The following is a 17,970-nucleotide window of genomic DNA, read 5'->3' as shown; positions in this document are numbered from 1 at the left end:
TCTTCTGTAGGAAGTATGAGTACACCTGTTCATGAAGAAATCCAAACTTCCGGTTACGGCGGAAGTACAGGCGAAGGCGGGTCTTCTGTAGGAAGTATGAGTACACCTGTTCATGAAGAAATCCAAACTTCCGGTTACGGCGGAAGTACAAGCGAAGGTGGCTCTTCTGTAGAAAACGTAAGCTATCCTACACCAACAAGAGAACCTTCTGTCTCTATGCCGACAGGGATGGATCAAGCACAAGCACAAGTGGCAGCTACACAGGAACCTCGCCAAGGAAAACAACAGATTGAAAAAGACACAGTTCCTACTTCAACAGACGATATTCCAATGCCAGAACAGAACCGGATAGAAACACGTAATATTGCACAAGTGGTAAAAGATAACTTTAAGGGAGGGGTAGGAAAGGTAAAAGAACGTATTGATAATTCGCAAACAATCCATAAAACAAAACGTTCTTATCAAATTGGACGAAATACAGGACGAGATTTACGAAACCTTGGATCAAAGAAACGAAATAAACCAGAAGAGAAGTAACAAGCGTTACTTCTCTTTTTTATGGGAAGGAGAAGAGTCATGGCAAACTATAACATTCCGAAAGAAATCTCTACGGAATTAAAGATTAATAAATCTCTTTATCTCTTTGATTTGTTGTTCATTATTGGCTTACTTATGGTCACGATGATGTTACGTTTTTTCATTCATCCTACGCTTCAAATTCCCTTTTATATCTTCATGGGCATATTTGGGGTGTTGATGATCGTTAGACCAAGTACGAACCCTAAAAAACGGATGTATGAGGCATTATTGCTTACATTGGTACGAAAGAAGAGCACGTATTGTGCCATAGATCGAGATCAAGAATAAAGGAGGGTATGATAAATGGCATTATTTGATGAAAGAATCCTAGAAAAAGAGAAACCTATTTTAAAAGAAAAAAAGACAAGTAAATCCCTTCTCTTTGATGAAAAGGAACTGGATAAACAGATCGCTCGTACAAAGAAAAAGAATCCTTTTTCGCTGTTACAACCTCCAAAGGCTGAAAAGGAAAAAAAGAAAGAGAAACTACCGGAGGAAAAGAAAAGTGTGGCTGATATTATTCCCATTATCGATCAAACAGATAGTGGGTTATTTCAGCTAAAAGATGATGGCGGCTTTTTTGGCATCTGGCAGCTTCAAAGTACAGATATCAATGCTATGCATGACCAAGAGGCAGGACGCAATATTTATACATTGGCGAAAACATACCAGGGCGATAAAGATCCTTTTAAGATTATCTCGTTAAACTTGCCTGTTTCAACTCAAAAGCAACAACAGTATCTTGAAAAGAAGATTCGAGAAGCTCCAAATGCGTTATCCCTTCGGTTCTTACGAAAAAAATTAAAAGAGCTTCAATATTTAGAATGGGGGCGAACCAATCGAGAATACTTTCTTTTTCTATATGGACCGACTGAACTCGCTGTGAAAGAACGAAAAGATCAATTTATGCGTGATATTCAACTGGCTGTCCCTCTGTTACCTGTTTCGGATGAAAAACAAATCAATCTTCTTTACAAACTCTACAATCAAAATGCCAAGCTTGGCAATAAACAATAAGAAAGGGTGAAAATAAAAGGTGATAAAATACGCTATTCGACTTCACAAAAATAATCGTGACGCTGTTTTGATTTTTCATGCAGCGCCCGATTCAGAGGGACATTTTCAGTGGTATATTACGGAACGTAAAAATGTAGTAGGCCAACCTATTGAAGACGAACTGTACGAAAGTTACATTATAAATACTCAACGAATAAAAGAAGAAGGATATGAAGGTCTGTATCTATATTGTAAATTCACCTATCTAGAGGCCAATAAAGAAAATACAACAGAGTTTATAAAATTATCTTCTGATATTAATAAAATCATAGAGTCCGGTACAGTTTTTGACGAAATATCAACGTTTGATGAAAACGGTCAAATAACCTAATTTTTTTGAAAAATCTAATTTGAAAAAGAAGAGAGGATGAAACATAGATGATGTCTTTACCTTTCCGTAAAAAAGAGAAAACACCCCAAGAGATCAAGCAGAAAAAAGGATACAATCCTTATTTTGTGGCGCAGATTCAACCACAAGGAGGCGTGAGCTTTAAAGAAAACCTTGTTCGAAATGGTGATGGGTATTCGACTTGCATTCATATTTATGAGTACCCAACGAACGTGAATGATTTTTGGCTGGAACCGATCATGAATATGCCAAATGCGATTACTACGTTAGATGTGGTAAGTGATGAGCGAAAACAAGTCGTAGAAGCGATCAATAAAAATATGTCGGAACAAAATGCACGGCATGTGAATGCCAAAGAAAACATTGATCGTATGGATGCACAGGAACAGTATTTAGATATGAAAGATTTATACCGTCAAGTGACAAATGGAGAAGTGATCAAACGGGTACACCTTCGCATTTATATTGCGGAAAAAACCATTCCTGACTTAGAAAAGCGATTAAAAGAAGTCATTCATCATCTTGAAACGCATAACTTCAGAGGATCCATTTTCTTAAATGAACAGGAGTATGAATGGGAATCATTAGTCACACATTTTGACATACAAAAGAAATATCCCAATAAGCGAAAAGGAAAGGAAATCCCAGCATTAGCATTAGCCGGAGGGTTTCCTTTTCATTTTACCCACTTAGATGATCCATATGGTACGTATCAAGGGACAACTCGTACAGGTGGCAGCGTCATCTTTGATTTGTTTCACAAAGACCAACAACGTAAAAGTTATAATGCGGTGTTGATGGGATTAATGGGCGCAGGTAAATCCACATTTTTAAAGAAAGTCACCACGGATAATGCCATTAAAGGCTATAAGATTCGAGGATTTGATATCGTAGGGGAGTTTGAAAGTCTCGTCAGAGAATTAGGAGGCAAACAGATTGCACTAGATGGATCAGAAGGGCAAATTAATCCCTTACAAGTGTTTAAAACACATGTACATGAGATTAATAGCTTTACGCAGCATTTATCCAAACTAACCGTTTTCTATCGCTATATTGCACCAGAAGCAAAAGATGATGAGTTAAAAGAGTATGAAAAGCTACTTCGTAAACTCTATATCCAAAAGAAGTTATGGAACGATGAGAAGGGCGCAAGCAATCATATTACGGGGCTTTCACCAGAAGCCTACCCAACGTTTAGTGAGTTTCTACAGCTCATTCGACAAGAGTTATATGCAGATGAGAAAACAAGAGAGCACCATCCGAACTTAGGAGAGTATCGAAAACGTCGTCTTGAATTAATTGAGCTAAATATTGAAAACTTAGTTGAAACGTATGCTCATTTGTTTGATGGGATTTCCACAATTGAAGATTTTAACGATGAACAAGTCGTATTCTTCTCCATCCGTCATTTATCAAAATTAAAAGATGAAATTGCACAAGCACAGCTTTTTAACGTCATGAGTTTATTATGGGATGGCATGCTGCAGAATGGAGAAGCACAACTGGCAGCCTTTACGAAAGGGACATTGACCTTTGAAGATGCTGTACGTTATCTCATTGTTATTGACGAGGCTCATCATCTCATCAACACGAAAAAAGGCAATGAACATACCTTAGATTTCTTGACCGAATTTAGTCGAGAAGCACGGAAATACTTTGCAGGTTTGATTTACGCAAGTCATTTAATTAGTGACTTTGTGCCAGATGGTTCTGAACAAACAGCGATTGAAAAAATTAAAAAACTCTTTGATTTAACACAATATAAATTCATCATGCAGCAGGATGATAACAACTTAGATACCATTCAACGAGTGTTTAAAACAGGGATTACCGATAGTGAATTGGCTGAGATTCCGAAGCTACCAATTGGAGATGTGCTGCTCTGTATTAAGTCCGTAAAAAACATTCTTTTTCATATTGAAATCGATGAAGAAGAAAAAGTGCTGTACGGTGGAGGTGCGTAAGCCTTGCATATCGTTTTACAGCTCATTCCAAAAAAATATTTGATTGGAGGCGCGTTGATCCTGTTAGGATTATCGGGCCTCTTAGTCATGAGTACGATTGTAGCCATTACAGGTGAATTTGAAAAAGATAGTCAACAAAGTGAGGTAACAGAGATTGAAGGCGGAGGCATTGGCGTAGGAACGGCTAATGTGTCACCAGAGGTTATGAAGTATCAACCCTTGCTTGAAAAATACGCACAAAAACATGGGTTAGATGCTTCGTATGTGCCGATTATGATGGCATTGATGATGCAAGAAAGTGGAGGAAGAGGAAACGATCCGATGCAAAGTAGTGAGTCGTTTTGTGGATCGGTTGGATGTATTTCTAGTCCTGAATTATCGGTCGATAAAGGAGTTCTACATTTTAAAAGTGTCTTAGAAAAAGCTCATTATGATTTGAAGCTTTGCCTTCAGTCCTACAATTTTGGCGGTGGATTTATCAATTATGTCATGAAAAATGGAGGCAAATATACACCAGAGCTAGCAATCTCTTTTTCACAATTGCAATATCAAAAGGTAAAACATACAGGAAATTATCACTGTGTGCGTCCTGAAATGGTTCCTTATTCCGCCTGTTATGGCGACGCGAAGTATGTCGATGCGGTACTGAAATATTATACAGGAACGATCACAGCCGACGGAAAACCGGCTGCTCCTGCGAGTGGTGGAAGTGGCGGTAAATCGGGTGTGAAAGTGATTGACGCAGGCAAAACGTTGATTGGTAAAACACGCTATGTATTTGGTGGTGGACGCTCTCAATCTGATATTAACGCAGGACGTTTTGATTGTTCAAGTTTTGTCAGATGGGCATTCGAGCAAGTAGGAATGAATGTTGGTCCAATGTCGGGCGTAACAACCGACACACTCAAAACACAAGGGCAAGCAATCAATCCAAAAGACATGAAGCCTGGGGATGTGGTGTTTTTTGATACCTATAAGATAGACGGTCACGTTGGGATATACGTCGGCAATAATCAGTTTTTAGGCTGCCAAGGAAAAACAGGTGTAGCCATCGCAAGTATGGCAAAAGGAACCTATTTTGGTGAACGATTCAATGGAAGAGTAAAACGATTCTAAAAGGAGAAAAGGCGATGAAAAATAAAGCAGCACTACTATTTGGAGCGCTTGCCGTTGTGGTGGCAGGCGTAACCATTTTTAACATTTACCTGAACCACAATATCTCCAACACAACAGCTTCGAAACAAATTCAAGTCACAAATGACAGCTTAAAAGAAGAAAATAAAGAGCTAAAAAAACAACTAAGTGAAGTTCGCCCTTCTGCCCAAGAACAACAAAAACGAGATTACTTGAATACGGTTAATCAATTCATCGATGTGTCCTATCATCGTGAAAAAGAAGGATTTGAGGAACGAAAGAAGGTTGCAAAATCTATCATGGACAAAGAGCTTTATGAGCAATTTTATCCTTCTGAAAAGTTCGTATATGGAGATAGTTACACTTCCATTCCAAACGATGTACAGCTTTATGTACAACAATATGATGGAGGGCAAGAAGAGGTCGAAGTGATTGCTGAATTTACGAATCATCTTGTCATAAAAGATGAGAATGTCGACGATCAAACGCATGACATTATTAAAGTTTCTCTACGGAAAGAAGAGAACAAATGGGTGGTTTATAGTATCGAAGAATTGAAAACAGAAATCATGAAATGAGGTGGAGCAGATGGCATTTAAGAAGCAATTTGAAGATTATCGATTTAATTTAAATCGCAATCGGTCATGGAAGTATACAGCAATGTTGATCTTTTTCTTTATCGGTTTTTTATCCTTACTGACATCAAAATTCTATTTAAAAACAGAAGATCCTTTGTATCATACCAAAACCTATGAGGCCATTTCTTCTAACATAACAGGAACCGTAACCATTGAGAATCGTGTGTATCATCCGGCTAATGACTCACTGGATATGGTCATCAAAATGGATCAAACAGATGAAGAAGAAGTAAGCTTTGTTGCACAAGAAAAAGCGAATCCAAACATCAAATTACCTGTTCAGTTATTGTATGAAGATGATGGCTATTATGTGGTAAGAATCAGCGATCTATCTCCAAATTGGGAAGCACTTGCCTTTGATCTATATCAAGAAAATGACGAAAAAGAAACGGTAAACGTAGATGATGTAACGAGTAATTCAGAAACAGATTCAACAGAGGAAATAGATGCTCATGCGTTAATTACGACGCTCTATTCTGACCAACGAAAAACGAAAAGTGAAGAAGGAAAAGGAACAAAAACCAAACAAGAATATGCGCTTTTAGTTAATGAGTTAGAAAAAGATTTTGTCAAAAAGAAAATGAAAAACTATGAAAAAGCAATCACAGTAGAAGCCAAACATAAGCGCCAAACGCAACAAGAAATGAACGAATTACAACGTGATATGAAGTACCAAGTGAATGAGGAAAAAGCCGATACTGAATCAAAAATTGCGATGAAAAAGGATGCCATTCAGTCGAGTGATGAAAGCATTCAGCTCTATGAAGATGAACAAAAAAGTTTACAAGAAAAGCTCCAAAAGTTGAATCAAAAGCAACAAGATTTAGCCATGAAGTGAAAAAACACATGTCAACAGTAGGTCAACATGTGTTTTTTTGAGGTTCACAGTAGGTTCACATCATTAGTTTTTCATGTTTACAGTAGGTTCACATAGAGGAGTTTAGGTCAACAGCAGGTTCACACTTTAGAGGTTTTCGTGATATCACGGTTTTGCTAGGCTCTGCCTAGCCTATCACCCCGTGTGATAGCAAAAACCCCTTATGCTCTTCTCTCTTTTATAGTGGGGAACCACAATTTACAGGAAAGGAACGAATGTTATGGATATGCTTTTACGAGATATTGATCCAACTGCTGTAAAAAAAATAGATGAAATCGCAAAAGAAAAAAAGATTTCACGGCAAGAATTTTTAAAAGGTCAGATTGAAACACTGGCTGTTTTTCAAGAACAAAAAGATCGTGAAGCTGAACTAGAAAACATCATCTACCAAAATATAAAGATGATGGAAAAGTGTGCAATTGCAATTGAAACAGTTAATGGATTCATTCAAGAAATGATGGGAGAGGATGAAGAATGATGAAGCAAAGACGTAAAATTTCATTTGATACTGAAACAGATCAGTATATTCAAAGTTACATGGAAGAAAATCACTTGCGCTTTCCGGCTGATGCTATCTCTCAAATATGTAAAGAGCATAAAGAGGCTCAGAAACGTGATGATGACTCAATACAAAGAATGGTGAAGTCTGTTACTCAAAATATAGATAGTCTTTTGGAAAGAGAACGTCGTCATATTATAAATGCATTGTGTTGTACAGAAAAAAGTATCCAAAGGTCAACCATGAAAAATTTTAAAGAAGTTGAGGATTATAGAATCGCAAAAAATGGTAAGTTGATGGCTGCCATTGTAGAGGGGTACAAAAAATGAAGCCGTCCTCTGTTATACCAGGAGTCGTGCTCAAAACAAAATTTATCACATCTGATAAGAAAGCTTTTCAAAATTATGTAGATTATGTAGATCGTGAGGAAGCAAAAAAAGAACAGGGAGCAAATGAAAAACTGTTTACCCTTTATCAAGATTATATGGATAACCCTGATAAGACATCTTCTTTGTTTACCCAACAGTCGAATCAATTGAATGATGAGGAGAAAAAGCAATTAAAAAAGTTGTTTGAAAAAGCACAGAAAAATAACAGTATTATGTGGCAGGATGTCATCACATTTCATAATCCGTGGCTCCAAGAAAATGGTTTATATGATGCTGATACTCATACAGTGGATGAGAAAAAGTTAATGGACATTACCCGTCAGTCTATGAAGGAAATGCTTAAAAGGGAAAGGTTAAATGAGTCGGCTGTTTGGTCGGCTGCCATTCACTACAACACTGGGAACATTCATATTCATATTGCAACAGTAGAACCACAACCTACTCGTGAGCGAGGAAAAAGGAAACCTAAAACATTGGATGCAATGAAATCAACAGTCGTGAATCAAATTTTAAATCGAGGTGAGCAGCACCAGAAAATAAATGACTTAATTCGAAAGGATATGGTCGGGAAAAAGAAACAGGATTCTTCGTTAAGGTGGAAGAATCGTGATATTCAACCACTGTTTCTCCAAATTTATAATCATCTTCCAGAAGATAAAAGGCAGTGGCAATATAGCTATTGAACACTAAAGCCAATGAAGCCATTTATTGATGTGCTGAGTCAAAAATATATTGAAAAGTATCATCGCAATGAGTATCAGCAATTACTTGGAAAATTAGATAAAGAAGTAGAGGAATTAAAGAAAGCGTATGGAGAAGGAAAGGTTGATGAGAAACGATACAAGGGCTATAAGCAAACAAAAATAGATGATCTTTATAAGCGAATGGGGAACGCCTTTTTAAAAGAAATGAAAGAGTATGATAAGCAGCAGCAACAGATTAAAAGAATGATAGAAAGTCGAAAACAATCCAAACGTCCTGCGAATTTTAATCGAAATGTCTCCATGCATTTTGCATTAAAAAAGATGGAACGAGCGTTTAAATCAGAATATGAAAGTTGGAAGAACCAAAAACATTATGAGCAATTGCAAAAAGATATCGAACATAATCGAGAAGCTGAAAGGGGTTATGAATGATGGAGAAACATCGACGTACCATTTCATTAGATACGAAAACAGATGAATATATTCAAACTTATATGGAAGAACATCATTTTCGTTTTCCTGGGGAAGCCATTATGGATATTTGCCAAAAGTATCAAGAAACCAAAGAAAAGGAATGGTCATTACAATATATTTCGGAAGTGGTTAGCAACAACTTGCATCAGGTTTTAAAAGATGAATTAACAAAAATTCGTCTTGGGGCAAACAGTGCCGATAAAAACTCACAAATTTTGATTGAATATATGAACGGTCTTTTCTTCCATCACGGTTTTGATGGATTGATGACAACCGATTTACAAGAGTTAGATAGCACAAAGGTAGCGAAGGAAGCTGTTGAGAAGCGTATTGCAAATCAACGTCAAAAACGGATTGATTGGGAAGAGTCCAAAGGGAAACAACCATCTTAATGATGGATTTATATAAAGATAGTTTTAAAAATGTAGAGGAGGAATCAGATATGTTTTTTAACAAAGATTTAGTGTTAGCTTCGATTAAAGCTGTAGGAGAGGATCATGCCATTGTGCAATATCAAGACAAAGAAGTAGAGGTGAATTTAAGTCCAGAAGAAGCGAAGGAGTTTCATCAATACGTGGTGCATCAAGAGAATATGTTGGTGCCAATGAATGTCAAAACACAGAAGCTTTTTGTGGATTTAGAGGAACCTTGGTATGAACAAGAATTAGAGGAGCTTAAAGGGATCTCCTATCAAGAAGAGGAGGGAGAAGATGAGTAAAGCCTATACAAAGAAATCAGCCGAAGATAAGCGTAAAGAGGTTGAAGAGTTAACGAAAGGGATGGAACAAAAAGTAGATCAGCATTTTCATTCTGTCGAAGATTTAAAAGACTATTTATCTTTTATGGGTAAGTTTTATCAATACTCCATGTCGAACACAGCTCTCATTCAAAAACAGTTTAGGGGTGCTCAAGCTGTTGGATCATTTAAGTTTTGGAAAGATAAAGGGTTCTCTGTCAATAAAGGTGAAAAGGGGATCAAGATCCTTGTACCAAACAAAACAGTCCCAAAATTCAAGGATGAAAAAGGGAAATGGAAATCGATTGATAAAGCCACTCCTCAAGAAAAGAAGCTGATAAAAGAGGGGAAAAAAGAAGTCACTCAAGGCCGACTGTATTTTTCAGTCGGCCATACGTTTGATATTAGCCAAACGAATGCGAAAGCAAGTGATTTACCTAAGATCTTCCCGAATCGTTGGTTAGAGGGCAATGTGGAGGATTACAAGGCGCTTTATAAAGGAATGGAAGCCATTGCTGAAAAGAATGGTATTTCCATCATTGCTCCAAAAGAAGAACTAGGCAGCGCAAAAGGTGCGTGTTATCCATTAACGAAGGAGGTTGCGTTAAATCCTCGTAACTCTGAACGTCAAAATGTAAAGACACTCCTTCACGAAATGACTCATGCCAAACTGCATACGACTGAATCAAGGGCAAACTATACCGATGCGGAAAGAGAATTTCAGGCAGAAATGACGGCTTACACCGTTTCTTCTTATTTTGGTATTGATACGAGCGAGTATTCTATGGATTATCTCTCGCATTGGACAAAAGGAAAGAGTTTTGAAGATAAAACCAAGCTATTAAAAGAAGTACATGAAACGTCCGTTGGTTTTATTGAAACAATCGAAGATACCTTAGTGAAAGAGCGAGAAAAAAATCAGTCACCGGAAAAAAACGATGAAAAACAGCAGCAGGCAGATCCTCTTTCTTCTGAAAATGTACAAGAGAAAATGAAAGAAGGATATGAAGATTATAAGCAAAAACAGCAACAGGAATCGGCACAAAATGTAGATAGCATTTTAGATCGTGTCACGGCTGAAGAGAAATATTACTCAACCAAAACCCAAGCGATTAAAAATGGATGGATGACAAAGGAGGAAGTCGTGAAACTTGAACATCAGATTGATTCAACTATGACTAAAAACGAGAAGGGGGTCATGAATGGTCAAGTTCAAGAACAATCTCTTACTTTTCAGGAACGTGTTGAAGTGGGTAATCAAATGCAATTCCAAAAACGTACAGGCACCGTCAAAAAGAAAAAAGAAGAACAGGAACTCGAAAGGTAAGGGAGCCTAAAGCTCTCTTTTTTTACTGTCCAAATACTACTTAAATGGAGCTGTTTAAAAAAGAGAAAGGAGAATGAAATATGAGTGAGAAAAAGCTAAAAAAGATGCTAGATTCTATGACTGTAGGAGAACTAAGCGCAAATAGTAAAGTAATAAAAAACCTTATCCAAAAAAGCGATATACCATTGTATGGTCAATTTCTAAAAGATTACGAATTAAATGGAGTACTATTCAAAAAAGAAGATTTATTTCGTCTTTTAAGAGAAGATAAAGATTCCTATATTGTAGAACTGGAACAGCAATCGTTAAGTATAATCTCATTACCGAAAAAGTTAGAAGAAAAGGTATTCGTTTTTTAATCAACTTTATTAAATTCAAACAACTTTATTGTCACTCAACAATGAAGTCGTCTTAACTTAATAATTTTTTAGCAGAGGTTATTCTTTCCTCTGCTTTTTCTTTTATAAATGATCCTTTATCTCATATCTAAATACAAATTAATTGGAGGAATCGACAATGAAAAAGGTAACATCTCTTTCAAATGACCAATTTAAAACGCTTATTTCCGATAAACGAGAATTAAAGAAGTTTATGAAACACCCACAAAATGAAAAAATCGAAGCTCGTTGGGTCAATATGAGTAGTGAACAGCTGCAAGACATACCTTCTGGGGCTGTTTACTTAACACAATCAGCTATAGGAGAGGAAAAACCGCAGGTTTTACTTGTTTCCACGGATGAAAAAGGGCAAAAACAAGCCTATGAAAGTGAAGCAACACTTGATTTTTTGAAGAGTCATGATGTGAATCCTGTTTTAGAGAAAGATCGGGAAACGCAGCTCAAAACAAGCTATATTACGTTTTTAGAGGCTCATGAAAAAGAAAAGCCTCAAGATATTGATAGCATGTTAGCCCGTGTGAATGCAGAAAACGATTATGTCATGTTGAAATCAAGTGCCTTAAAGGAAAAGCAGTTCACCTCTGACCAATTGAAAGGTATGGAGAATGAGCTTTCTCATCAGTTTCAAGCACGTAAACAGACACAAGAAAAGGACCGATATCAAGAAGATTACAAACAAGAAGTACTAGAAGTTATGCAGCAGCCTAGTGAAGAAACACAGTATAAGCAAATGTTTAAACAAAACTTGTTAGCTCAATTAGGCATATCAGATGAAAAAGATTCCTCTAAAGAAGCGAAAAAAGAAGCCGAAGTAGAAAAATCCCCTGTCGAAAAGCAGCTGAAGCAAGAAACACCTCAAGAGAAAGAACAGCGTATGGCCAAAATGAAGGAGTTTGAACAAAAGCATTCCTTTGATAAGGTGTACAAATTAAAAAAAGAAGTGCTGCAGGAATTAAAAGAGCTCAATTTGACTGATTCTCAACGTGAGAAATTAACCAAGCTTGAAAAGGCTTTAGACACGGAGAAAAAGGATCATGACAAGCAGAAAAAAGAAGAGAAATCACAGAATGGATTTACGAAGTTTTTTGCACGGAATAATGGAGCAAATTCTTCAAGAAAACAGAAAGAGCCACAAGAAATGGAACGTTAAAAAAAGCAAAAGTTTAGACAGAATGGGAGGGCTGAAAAGCTCTCCTTTTTCATATCGTGGAGTGAAGGAGGGATTTAGATGGGAGAACGAAAACACGTCAAGGAGGAGGAGGTTATGAAAGCGCGAGATATTGATTTGTTGTCGTATCTGGAAGCCAAAGGCGAAACCTTTGTAAAAGAGGGTAAGTATTACCGTCATACGGAACATGATAGCTTACTCATCAAAGGAAACATGTACGCTTGGAATAGCCGAAATGAAAAAGGATATGGAGCAATCAGTTTCGCTCAAATGTATTATGGGATGTCTTTTCCACAAGCTGTATTAGATATCAATAAAGGTGATTATAAAGAGCTTTCTCAGTCACATGAGCAACCGTCGGTTTCACCATCAAAAGAGCCTTTTCGCTATCCAAAAGAGTTAGAAGTAAAGGATCAAAGCAAAGTAAAAGATTATCTCATAAAAGAACGTAAAATAGATCCTCGATTAGTTAACTGGCTCCTTCAAAAAGATTTAATCGCCCAGGACAAACGAAACAATGTCGTGTTTAAATGGCGTGAGCATGGAGGTAAAGGAAAAGTGATTGGGGCAGATCGACAAGGAACAGCTTCAATAAAAAATAAACGAGGTTCTTTTAAACAAGTCTTACCGAACGATAACCCACATACAGGCTTTTCAGTTGATGTTGGTCGCCCAAACAAGATTCATTTCTTTGAAAGCCCGATTGATCTTCTTTCTTATTGGAGTATACAGGAGACTCAATTGCAGAATACACGCCTTATTAGTATGAATGGCTTAAAACCTAAAACCGTTGCACAGTCTTATATTGAAGCTCGAAGAGAAGGCTTAGGCATTAAAGAAATGGTGTTAGCTGTTGATAATGACCAAGGAGGAAAAGAATTTATTGACAAAATGAACCAAATCGTTAATGCTGATTTAATAAGAGTAGATATTCCAAAGGGAGCGAAAGATTGGAACGAAGAGTTAAAGAAGAATGGAAAAAGCATTCAACCTGTGGCATCACGTCTCCGGAATAAACAAACAGAACAGGAGCTTTCAATGAATGGATAAAGTGTTTCAAAGTGTATTTTATCTTTTTCTTGTCATCATTTTATTTAAGCTTTCTCAATTTGCTTACCGTGTCTTTCGTGAACGGAAGTATATGAAAGAGCTAGCCCAATCAGGCATGCCCTATATTGATAAAATGGATGGTTATCAGTTCGAAATCTATCTGAAAGCACTTTTTCAGCAATTAGGTTATAAACCTCAAGTTACGCAAAAGTCTGGTGATTTTGGAGCTGACTTGGTGATGAAAGGCAAAGATAAGATTGTCATTCAAGCCAAAAGGTATGGAGTTAAAAATCGGGTGAGTCTTTCGGCTGTACAAGAAGTTTATGGGGCAAAAGCGTATTATAAAGCGAATCAAGCGTGGGTTGTGACCAATAGTTATTTTACGAAACAAGCAAAAGAGCTTGCAGCTGCATGTGATGTAACGTTAGTGGATCGGGCGGATCTTCAAAAGTTTATTAATGATGTCAATCCTGTTTTCAAGGCACGAGAAATCTTTGAAAATATCACACCAGAACCTCGTAAATGTCCGAAATGTGGGCAAGATCTAGTCGTACGAGATGGGAATGGTACTCGCTTTTTTGGCTGTTCCTCTTTCCCTTCTTGTCGTCATACAGAGAAAATTAATAAGGAAGTAAGTAAGAGCAGACCTTCAGTATAGTAAGGTCTGTTTTTTCTTGCTCTAAAAAGGAGCCGATTTTAATGGAGAAGGTAGAAATAGCAAATGAGCTATTAATGTAGTTTTATAAAAAAGATTGATCGTTTAAAACAAAGATTGATCATTTATAATAAAGTTTGATTAAAAATCCTGTATTGATATGCAGGATTTTTTTTGTTGAACAAACGGGCATATTGTGGAGTAGAACTAAAAAACGTTCCCACATCATACTTTGGGGAACATTCTATAAAGCAGATAATACTACTACACAGTTTTAGCTGCTTTTTACTTCAATTAATTAGTATCATCGCTTTGGTGTTCAGAGATAATAAAGTTATTTAATAAAGTTGTTTAATTCTTATTGAACTAACGAAGCAGATTATGGAGAATATCTCCATTTCGTAGTATTGTGGAGAGAGATAACTTAATTAATACAATTTAAGGTAAAGAAGGGGATTATGATGAAAATAAATTTAATGATTTTTATATCATCCATAAAAGAACAAAAAGAAAACAATATCGGAGAAATAGTTATAAAAACATTTGAATCTAACATTCGTCCTGTAAAAGGGGACATTTTAGATGATCCAGGATTCCATCCAGGATTTCATAATGGATATGAAGTTGTTAAGGTTACAATGAATTATGCTTTAAATGAATGCTGGGTTTCACTATGCCCCCTTGAGTTAGAAAGGGAAGAAATCGAGATAGAGAACTATATAGAGAGACTTAAAGTAAACGGTTGGTGTGTTGTCTCAAAAGAAGAGATTAGAAAAAAGAATTAAAAATTTAGAAAAGAGTGTGTGAAGATTTGCACTTTAACTAACTTGGGCTTTAGTTGAATAACGATCTTCAACAATCGGGCGCGATTGTGGAGCAACATAGGTGGAAAATGATCAAACTTTTTTATAAAAATCTCATACTTATTTAAAAGGAGTAACTCCATTTTGAACAATCTTTTTTCAAAATGGAGTTTTTGAAGTTGCTATTAGATAAGGATTGAGGGATATTTTTTAATCAATCTTTATTCCAAAGCTACAATTAAAAAATAGTGAAAATGATTATATAAAGTCATTAATAAAGAATTACCTCTTAAACTTTGAAGAACTTGAACAAGGGAAATGTGAAAATGAAATGTTAATACGTTTTCACAATTGTGTTTCTTATATAAATAAAGTGGACTTTAATATTAAGGGATGGATATTGAACGAGATTCCTACCTTTTATGCTCATTGTTTTTGCAATAAAAAAACGAATGAAGCATTTGATTTAGGAGTGGGGGCTTTAGGGGAGGTAATACCACGATATTTAGATAGTCAGGCAAATGAACAGGATTCTAAAAATATAGAAGAAGCAATAAAAAATTTTATAGTTCCAAGTCTTACAAAATAAATAACTATAAAATATTCACCTACTGTATAGCGCTGAAATTTGCATCGAATGAGCAGTTATACGTAAAACAAAAGTTAATTTCATCAGAGAGCATTTCTCTGCATGTCATAATCGTGGGTTAACTAGGTTTTATTCATAAATAATTGTGATGAAATAGCATCTTTCTATTTGGAACGTACTTTTTTCGTTTCTTATAAAAATATAAAAGGAGGAGAGTTTTTATGAAGAACATGGTTATCAAAATGGACGATTCGTTCAAACAAATAAAAAGATAACAACTTAGAGAAGCAGGTGATTGAATCATGCAAACATATAGATACAATAGTGCTTTAAGAAGAGCCTTACTTGTAGATATAGAGGCAGCAAGGGAGCTTATGTTTCAAGTAGGCTTAAATGTTAAAAGCCACTTGTATAAAACAAGTGGCTTTTTGCTATGTCTAATGTGTCAAACACATTGGATAGTAGACTTTTATTTTTCTATACAAAGATTGCTCTGAGTTTCTTTAGTCTGTTTTCGTTTAGATAGAACGTTGTCACCAACAATTACTACGACAGAAATGGCAAGGGCAAAAGCCCCAATCCAAGGAATATAATTCAACAAACCATTTTTGACAGCAACACCACCGATACCAGCTCCAGCTGCCATTCCAAGTTGTCCAAAAGCACTGTGTAAACTAAGCACAATGCTTGCTGCAGCAGGAGCAAGGCTTATAAGCTGAAATTGTATCGGCGCGCCAGAAGACCAAGCTGAAAGCGCCCAAAAAATAAGCAATACATAGAAAACAAAAGCAAATTGACCGATAAATGGGAATAGCAATAGTGCAATAGCATGGAGTAATATTCCTCCGGTTAATGTACGAAATGATCCCCACTTATCTGTACTAAAACCTCCTAATTTGGATCCAATAGCGCTAGCAATCCCAAATATAAAGAGGGCTGTAGTTACCCCTTTATTGCTCATTCCGAATGTATTTAAGAAATACGGTGAAATGTAGGTAAATACAATGGAATATGAACCTAACCATAGAAACGTGATGAGCAAGTATGCTGAGATACGTGGTTTCATAAGAAATTTAAACTGCTCACGCAAAGGTACAGGTTCTTCAGCAACTGTTTTTGGTATAGTAAACGACGCTAAGGCGGAGAAAAGTAATCCTACTACACCAAGCCCAATGAATATTACATTCCAATCATAATGCGAAGCCACAACTCTTCCTATAGGTACACCTACGACCAAAGCAGTACTTTGCCCCGTAACAACTGTAGCAATCGCACCTCCCTGTTTTCCTGGAGCTGCTAAAACTGCAGCAAGGGTTAGAAGCGTAACTTGGATAACGCCGGCACTAAGGGCAGAGATGATTCTAGCTGCCATTAGCATTTCATAACCTGTTATAATTGCAATAAGAATATTGATGACAGAGAAAACGGTTAAAGCATAGACAAGAAGTTTTTTTCGTTCCAGTCGAGCAGTCATAGCAATTAGAAAAGGTGTCCCTGCTCCAAAAGCTATTGAGAACACGGTAATTAGCTGTCCTGCAGATGAAACTGAAATGTTATTGGCCTCAGCAATTCTGTCTAAGATTCCGGCAATAACGTATTCTGATGTACCATTAAGAAAACTAATGGCAGCCAGTAAGTAAATTTTCCATATATTTGACAAAATAGATCACACCTTTCGTTTTTTTATTTCGATATTTCTAGAAATATAGATTTAAGTTCATAAATTAACCCAGCGTTTGAAAAATTAACTGTAAAGAGCTTAAAACGTTACGCTGCTTATGCTGTTGGAGGACTTGCTTTGACTACCATTGTTATACTGGCCTTTACAATGGAGACAGGAGCAAGTTCCAATTCAGTTACAGGTTCTGAAAAAGCTGTGGTAGTTGAAAATGTAACTCTCGAACAAAATAAGTAAACAATATGGGCGGCCTTCCTCGTGAGGGAAAGGCCACTTTTTTTGTAAGGCTGATTTTTACTTTTTCTTAAGACTCAGTCCATCCTCAAAAGCATTTCCTACTTTTTCTCCAATTTTATGGTAATTCCTACTCATCCGATCAAATACAAGAGGACTAAATTTATCCAGACTGACTTTACCTTTCTCATCCAGTATATTCTCTGCAACACTGATGTTCACGATTTCAGCAATCATGCGCCATTCTTTTTCATCATAACGTTTCACTTTACACTCTAACGCAAATGGAAGTTCCTCAATCAGTGGTGCATCGACAAAATCCGCCTTAACTGCATGAAATCCAGCTCTTGCAAATTTATCTGGAACCTCATTGCCAGTTTCATTTCCAAGATAATCGCACGCCTCAAGAAAAGACGCATCTGACATGCTTACGGTAAATGCACCATGCAGCATGATATTCTTTAACGTCTTTCGTTCTGAACTAATGCAGATTGAAATTTCATTTTCATTACTAATACCACCCCATGTAGAAGCCATGGCATTCGGAATTCCATTTTCGTCATACGCTGCAATAATAAAAACTGGTTGTGGTAATACATAAGATTTTGCTCCAATATTTTTTCTCATCATCTTTCTCCTTTTGTTTTATATTTCTATATTTCTAGAAAT

General features: G+C 36.5%; 19 protein-coding genes and 3 pseudogenes. 20 read left to right on the top strand and 2 right to left on the bottom strand.

Going from position 1 to position 17,970, the window contains the following annotated elements:
* From POF52_RS26535 to POF52_RS31135, 20 genes and pseudogenes are all read left to right on the top strand, one after another.
* A pseudogene (locus tag POF52_RS26535) lies at positions 1–537 on the top strand (hypothetical protein); the annotation flags it as partial.
* A 39-nt stretch (positions 538–576) separates the two neighbouring features.
* Positions 577–867, top strand: a complete 291-nt coding sequence (locus POF52_RS26530; protein ID WP_095380525.1) for a DUF5592 family protein — start codon at positions 577–579, stop codon at positions 865–867.
* A 15-nt stretch (positions 868–882) separates the two neighbouring features.
* Positions 883–1,596 (top strand): hypothetical protein, encoded by a 714-nt coding sequence (locus POF52_RS26525; RefSeq protein ID WP_271996454.1) that lies wholly within the window; start codon positions 883–885, stop codon positions 1,594–1,596.
* Between the two features lie 19 nt (positions 1,597–1,615).
* Complete coding sequence (locus POF52_RS26520) at positions 1,616–1,966, top strand: hypothetical protein (RefSeq protein WP_047933310.1); 351 nt, start codon at positions 1,616–1,618, stop codon at positions 1,964–1,966.
* Between the two features lie 50 nt (positions 1,967–2,016).
* Positions 2,017–3,948 (top strand): VirB4 family type IV secretion system protein, encoded by a 1,932-nt coding sequence (locus POF52_RS26515; protein WP_271996464.1) that lies wholly within the window; start codon positions 2,017–2,019, stop codon positions 3,946–3,948.
* Positions 3,949–3,951: 3 nt separating this feature from the next.
* Complete coding sequence (locus POF52_RS26510) at positions 3,952–5,064, top strand: bifunctional lytic transglycosylase/C40 family peptidase (protein ID WP_271996449.1); 1,113 nt, start codon at positions 3,952–3,954, stop codon at positions 5,062–5,064.
* Between the two features lie 14 nt (positions 5,065–5,078).
* A complete protein-coding gene (locus POF52_RS26505) occupies positions 5,079–5,660 on the top strand; it encodes a MerR family transcriptional regulator (RefSeq protein ID WP_252282208.1) in 582 nt (193 codons plus the stop codon).
* A 10-nt stretch (positions 5,661–5,670) separates the two neighbouring features.
* A complete protein-coding gene (locus POF52_RS26500; RefSeq protein ID WP_271996443.1) occupies positions 5,671–6,558 on the top strand; it encodes a hypothetical protein in 888 nt (295 codons plus the stop codon).
* Positions 6,559–6,817: 259 nt separating this feature from the next.
* Positions 6,818–7,075 carry a hypothetical protein gene (locus POF52_RS26495; RefSeq protein ID WP_075422497.1) on the top strand — a complete coding sequence of 86 codons (258 nt, stop codon included), beginning with the start codon at positions 6,818–6,820 and terminating at the stop codon, positions 7,073–7,075.
* A complete protein-coding gene (locus POF52_RS26490; protein WP_098980303.1) occupies positions 7,072–7,425 on the top strand; it encodes a hypothetical protein in 354 nt (117 codons plus the stop codon). The genes POF52_RS26495 and POF52_RS26490 overlap by 4 nt, the downstream gene beginning before the upstream one ends.
* A pseudogene (mobP2, locus tag POF52_RS26485) lies at positions 7,422–8,621 on the top strand (MobP2 family relaxase). Before POF52_RS26490 ends, mobP2 begins: the two are co-directional and overlap by 4 nt.
* A complete protein-coding gene (locus POF52_RS26480; RefSeq protein ID WP_271996435.1) occupies positions 8,621–9,055 on the top strand; it encodes a hypothetical protein in 435 nt (144 codons plus the stop codon). The pseudogene mobP2 and the gene POF52_RS26480 overlap by 1 nt, the downstream one beginning before the upstream one ends.
* 50 nt (positions 9,056–9,105) lie before the next feature.
* The gene (locus POF52_RS26475; RefSeq protein WP_271996433.1) at positions 9,106–9,381 is read left to right on the top strand and encodes a hypothetical protein; all 276 of its coding nucleotides are present in this window, start codon (positions 9,106–9,108) and stop codon (positions 9,379–9,381) included.
* Positions 9,374–10,399: pseudogene (locus POF52_RS26470) on the top strand (ArdC-like ssDNA-binding domain-containing protein); the annotation flags it as partial. The gene POF52_RS26475 and the pseudogene POF52_RS26470, both read left to right, overlap by 8 nt.
* A 407-nt stretch (positions 10,400–10,806) precedes the next feature.
* Positions 10,807–11,085 carry a hypothetical protein gene (locus POF52_RS26465; protein WP_271996431.1) on the top strand — a complete coding sequence of 93 codons (279 nt, stop codon included), beginning with the start codon at positions 10,807–10,809 and terminating at the stop codon, positions 11,083–11,085.
* 157 nt (positions 11,086–11,242) lie between these two features.
* Positions 11,243–12,274 carry a hypothetical protein gene (locus tag POF52_RS26460; RefSeq protein ID WP_271996429.1) on the top strand — a complete coding sequence of 344 codons (1,032 nt, stop codon included), beginning with the start codon at positions 11,243–11,245 and terminating at the stop codon, positions 12,272–12,274.
* A 78-nt stretch (positions 12,275–12,352) separates the two neighbouring features.
* The gene (locus POF52_RS26455; protein WP_271996427.1) at positions 12,353–13,342 is read left to right on the top strand and encodes a DUF3991 and TOPRIM domain-containing protein; all 990 of its coding nucleotides are present in this window, start codon (positions 12,353–12,355) and stop codon (positions 13,340–13,342) included.
* Complete coding sequence (locus POF52_RS26450) at positions 13,335–14,000, top strand: restriction endonuclease (RefSeq protein ID WP_271996425.1); 666 nt, start codon at positions 13,335–13,337, stop codon at positions 13,998–14,000. Before POF52_RS26455 ends, POF52_RS26450 begins: the two co-directional genes overlap by 8 nt.
* A gap of 455 nt (positions 14,001–14,455) precedes the next feature.
* A complete protein-coding gene (locus tag POF52_RS26445) occupies positions 14,456–14,782 on the top strand; it encodes a hypothetical protein (protein WP_271996422.1) in 327 nt (108 codons plus the stop codon).
* Between the two features lie 418 nt (positions 14,783–15,200).
* Positions 15,201–15,389, top strand: a complete 189-nt coding sequence (locus POF52_RS31135; RefSeq protein WP_328265123.1) for a hypothetical protein — start codon at positions 15,201–15,203, stop codon at positions 15,387–15,389.
* Positions 15,390–15,858: 469 nt separating this feature from the next.
* Here POF52_RS31135 and POF52_RS26435 read toward each other — a convergent pair whose 3' ends face one another.
* Both POF52_RS26435 and POF52_RS26430 read right to left on the bottom strand, forming a co-directional pair.
* Entirely contained in the window at positions 15,859–17,049 is a 1,191-nt protein-coding gene (locus tag POF52_RS26435; protein ID WP_271996420.1) for an MFS transporter, read from the bottom strand.
* Positions 17,050–17,361: 312 nt separating this feature from the next.
* On the bottom strand, positions 17,362–17,928 hold the full coding sequence (locus POF52_RS26430; protein WP_271996419.1) for a flavin reductase family protein: 567 nt from the start codon (positions 17,926–17,928) through the stop codon (positions 17,362–17,364).
* Positions 17,929–17,970: the final 42 nt, after the last annotated feature.

Source organism: Priestia sp. AB (assembly GCF_028369225.1).
GTDB lineage: Bacteria > Bacillota > Bacilli > Bacillales > Bacillaceae_H > Priestia > Priestia megaterium.
The sequence above is the reverse complement of the archived record's forward strand: the minus strand, read 5'-3'. Positions and strand labels throughout refer to the sequence as shown.

Bases quoted from the DNA above. Each gene is read 5' to 3' on its own strand.
- POF52_RS26530 (WP_095380525.1), top strand. From the start codon at position 577: ATGGCAAACTATAACATTCCGAAAGAAATCTCTACGGAATTAAAGATT.
- POF52_RS26525 (WP_271996454.1), top strand. From the start codon at position 883: ATGGCATTATTTGATGAAAGAATCCTAGAAAAAGAGAAACCTATTTTA.
- POF52_RS26515 (WP_271996464.1), top strand. From the start codon at position 2,017: ATGTCTTTACCTTTCCGTAAAAAAGAGAAAACACCCCAAGAGATCAAG.
- POF52_RS26505 (WP_252282208.1), top strand. From the start codon at position 5,079: ATGAAAAATAAAGCAGCACTACTATTTGGAGCGCTTGCCGTTGTGGTG.
- POF52_RS26500 (WP_271996443.1), top strand. From the start codon at position 5,671: ATGGCATTTAAGAAGCAATTTGAAGATTATCGATTTAATTTAAATCGC.
- POF52_RS26495 (WP_075422497.1), top strand. From the start codon at position 6,818: ATGGATATGCTTTTACGAGATATTGATCCAACTGCTGTAAAAAAAATA.
- POF52_RS26490 (WP_098980303.1), top strand. From the start codon at position 7,072: ATGATGAAGCAAAGACGTAAAATTTCATTTGATACTGAAACAGATCAG.
- POF52_RS26480 (WP_271996435.1), top strand. From the start codon at position 8,621: ATGGAGAAACATCGACGTACCATTTCATTAGATACGAAAACAGATGAA.
- POF52_RS26475 (WP_271996433.1), top strand. From the start codon at position 9,106: ATGTTTTTTAACAAAGATTTAGTGTTAGCTTCGATTAAAGCTGTAGGA.
- POF52_RS26465 (WP_271996431.1), top strand. From the start codon at position 10,807: ATGAGTGAGAAAAAGCTAAAAAAGATGCTAGATTCTATGACTGTAGGA.
- POF52_RS26460 (WP_271996429.1), top strand. From the start codon at position 11,243: ATGAAAAAGGTAACATCTCTTTCAAATGACCAATTTAAAACGCTTATT.
- POF52_RS26455 (WP_271996427.1), top strand. From the start codon at position 12,353: ATGGGAGAACGAAAACACGTCAAGGAGGAGGAGGTTATGAAAGCGCGA.
- POF52_RS26450 (WP_271996425.1), top strand. From the start codon at position 13,335: ATGGATAAAGTGTTTCAAAGTGTATTTTATCTTTTTCTTGTCATCATT.
- POF52_RS26445 (WP_271996422.1), top strand. From the start codon at position 14,456: ATGATGAAAATAAATTTAATGATTTTTATATCATCCATAAAAGAACAA.
- POF52_RS26430 (WP_271996419.1), bottom strand. From the start codon at position 17,928: ATGAGAAAAAATATTGGAGCAAAATCTTATGTATTACCACAACCAGTT.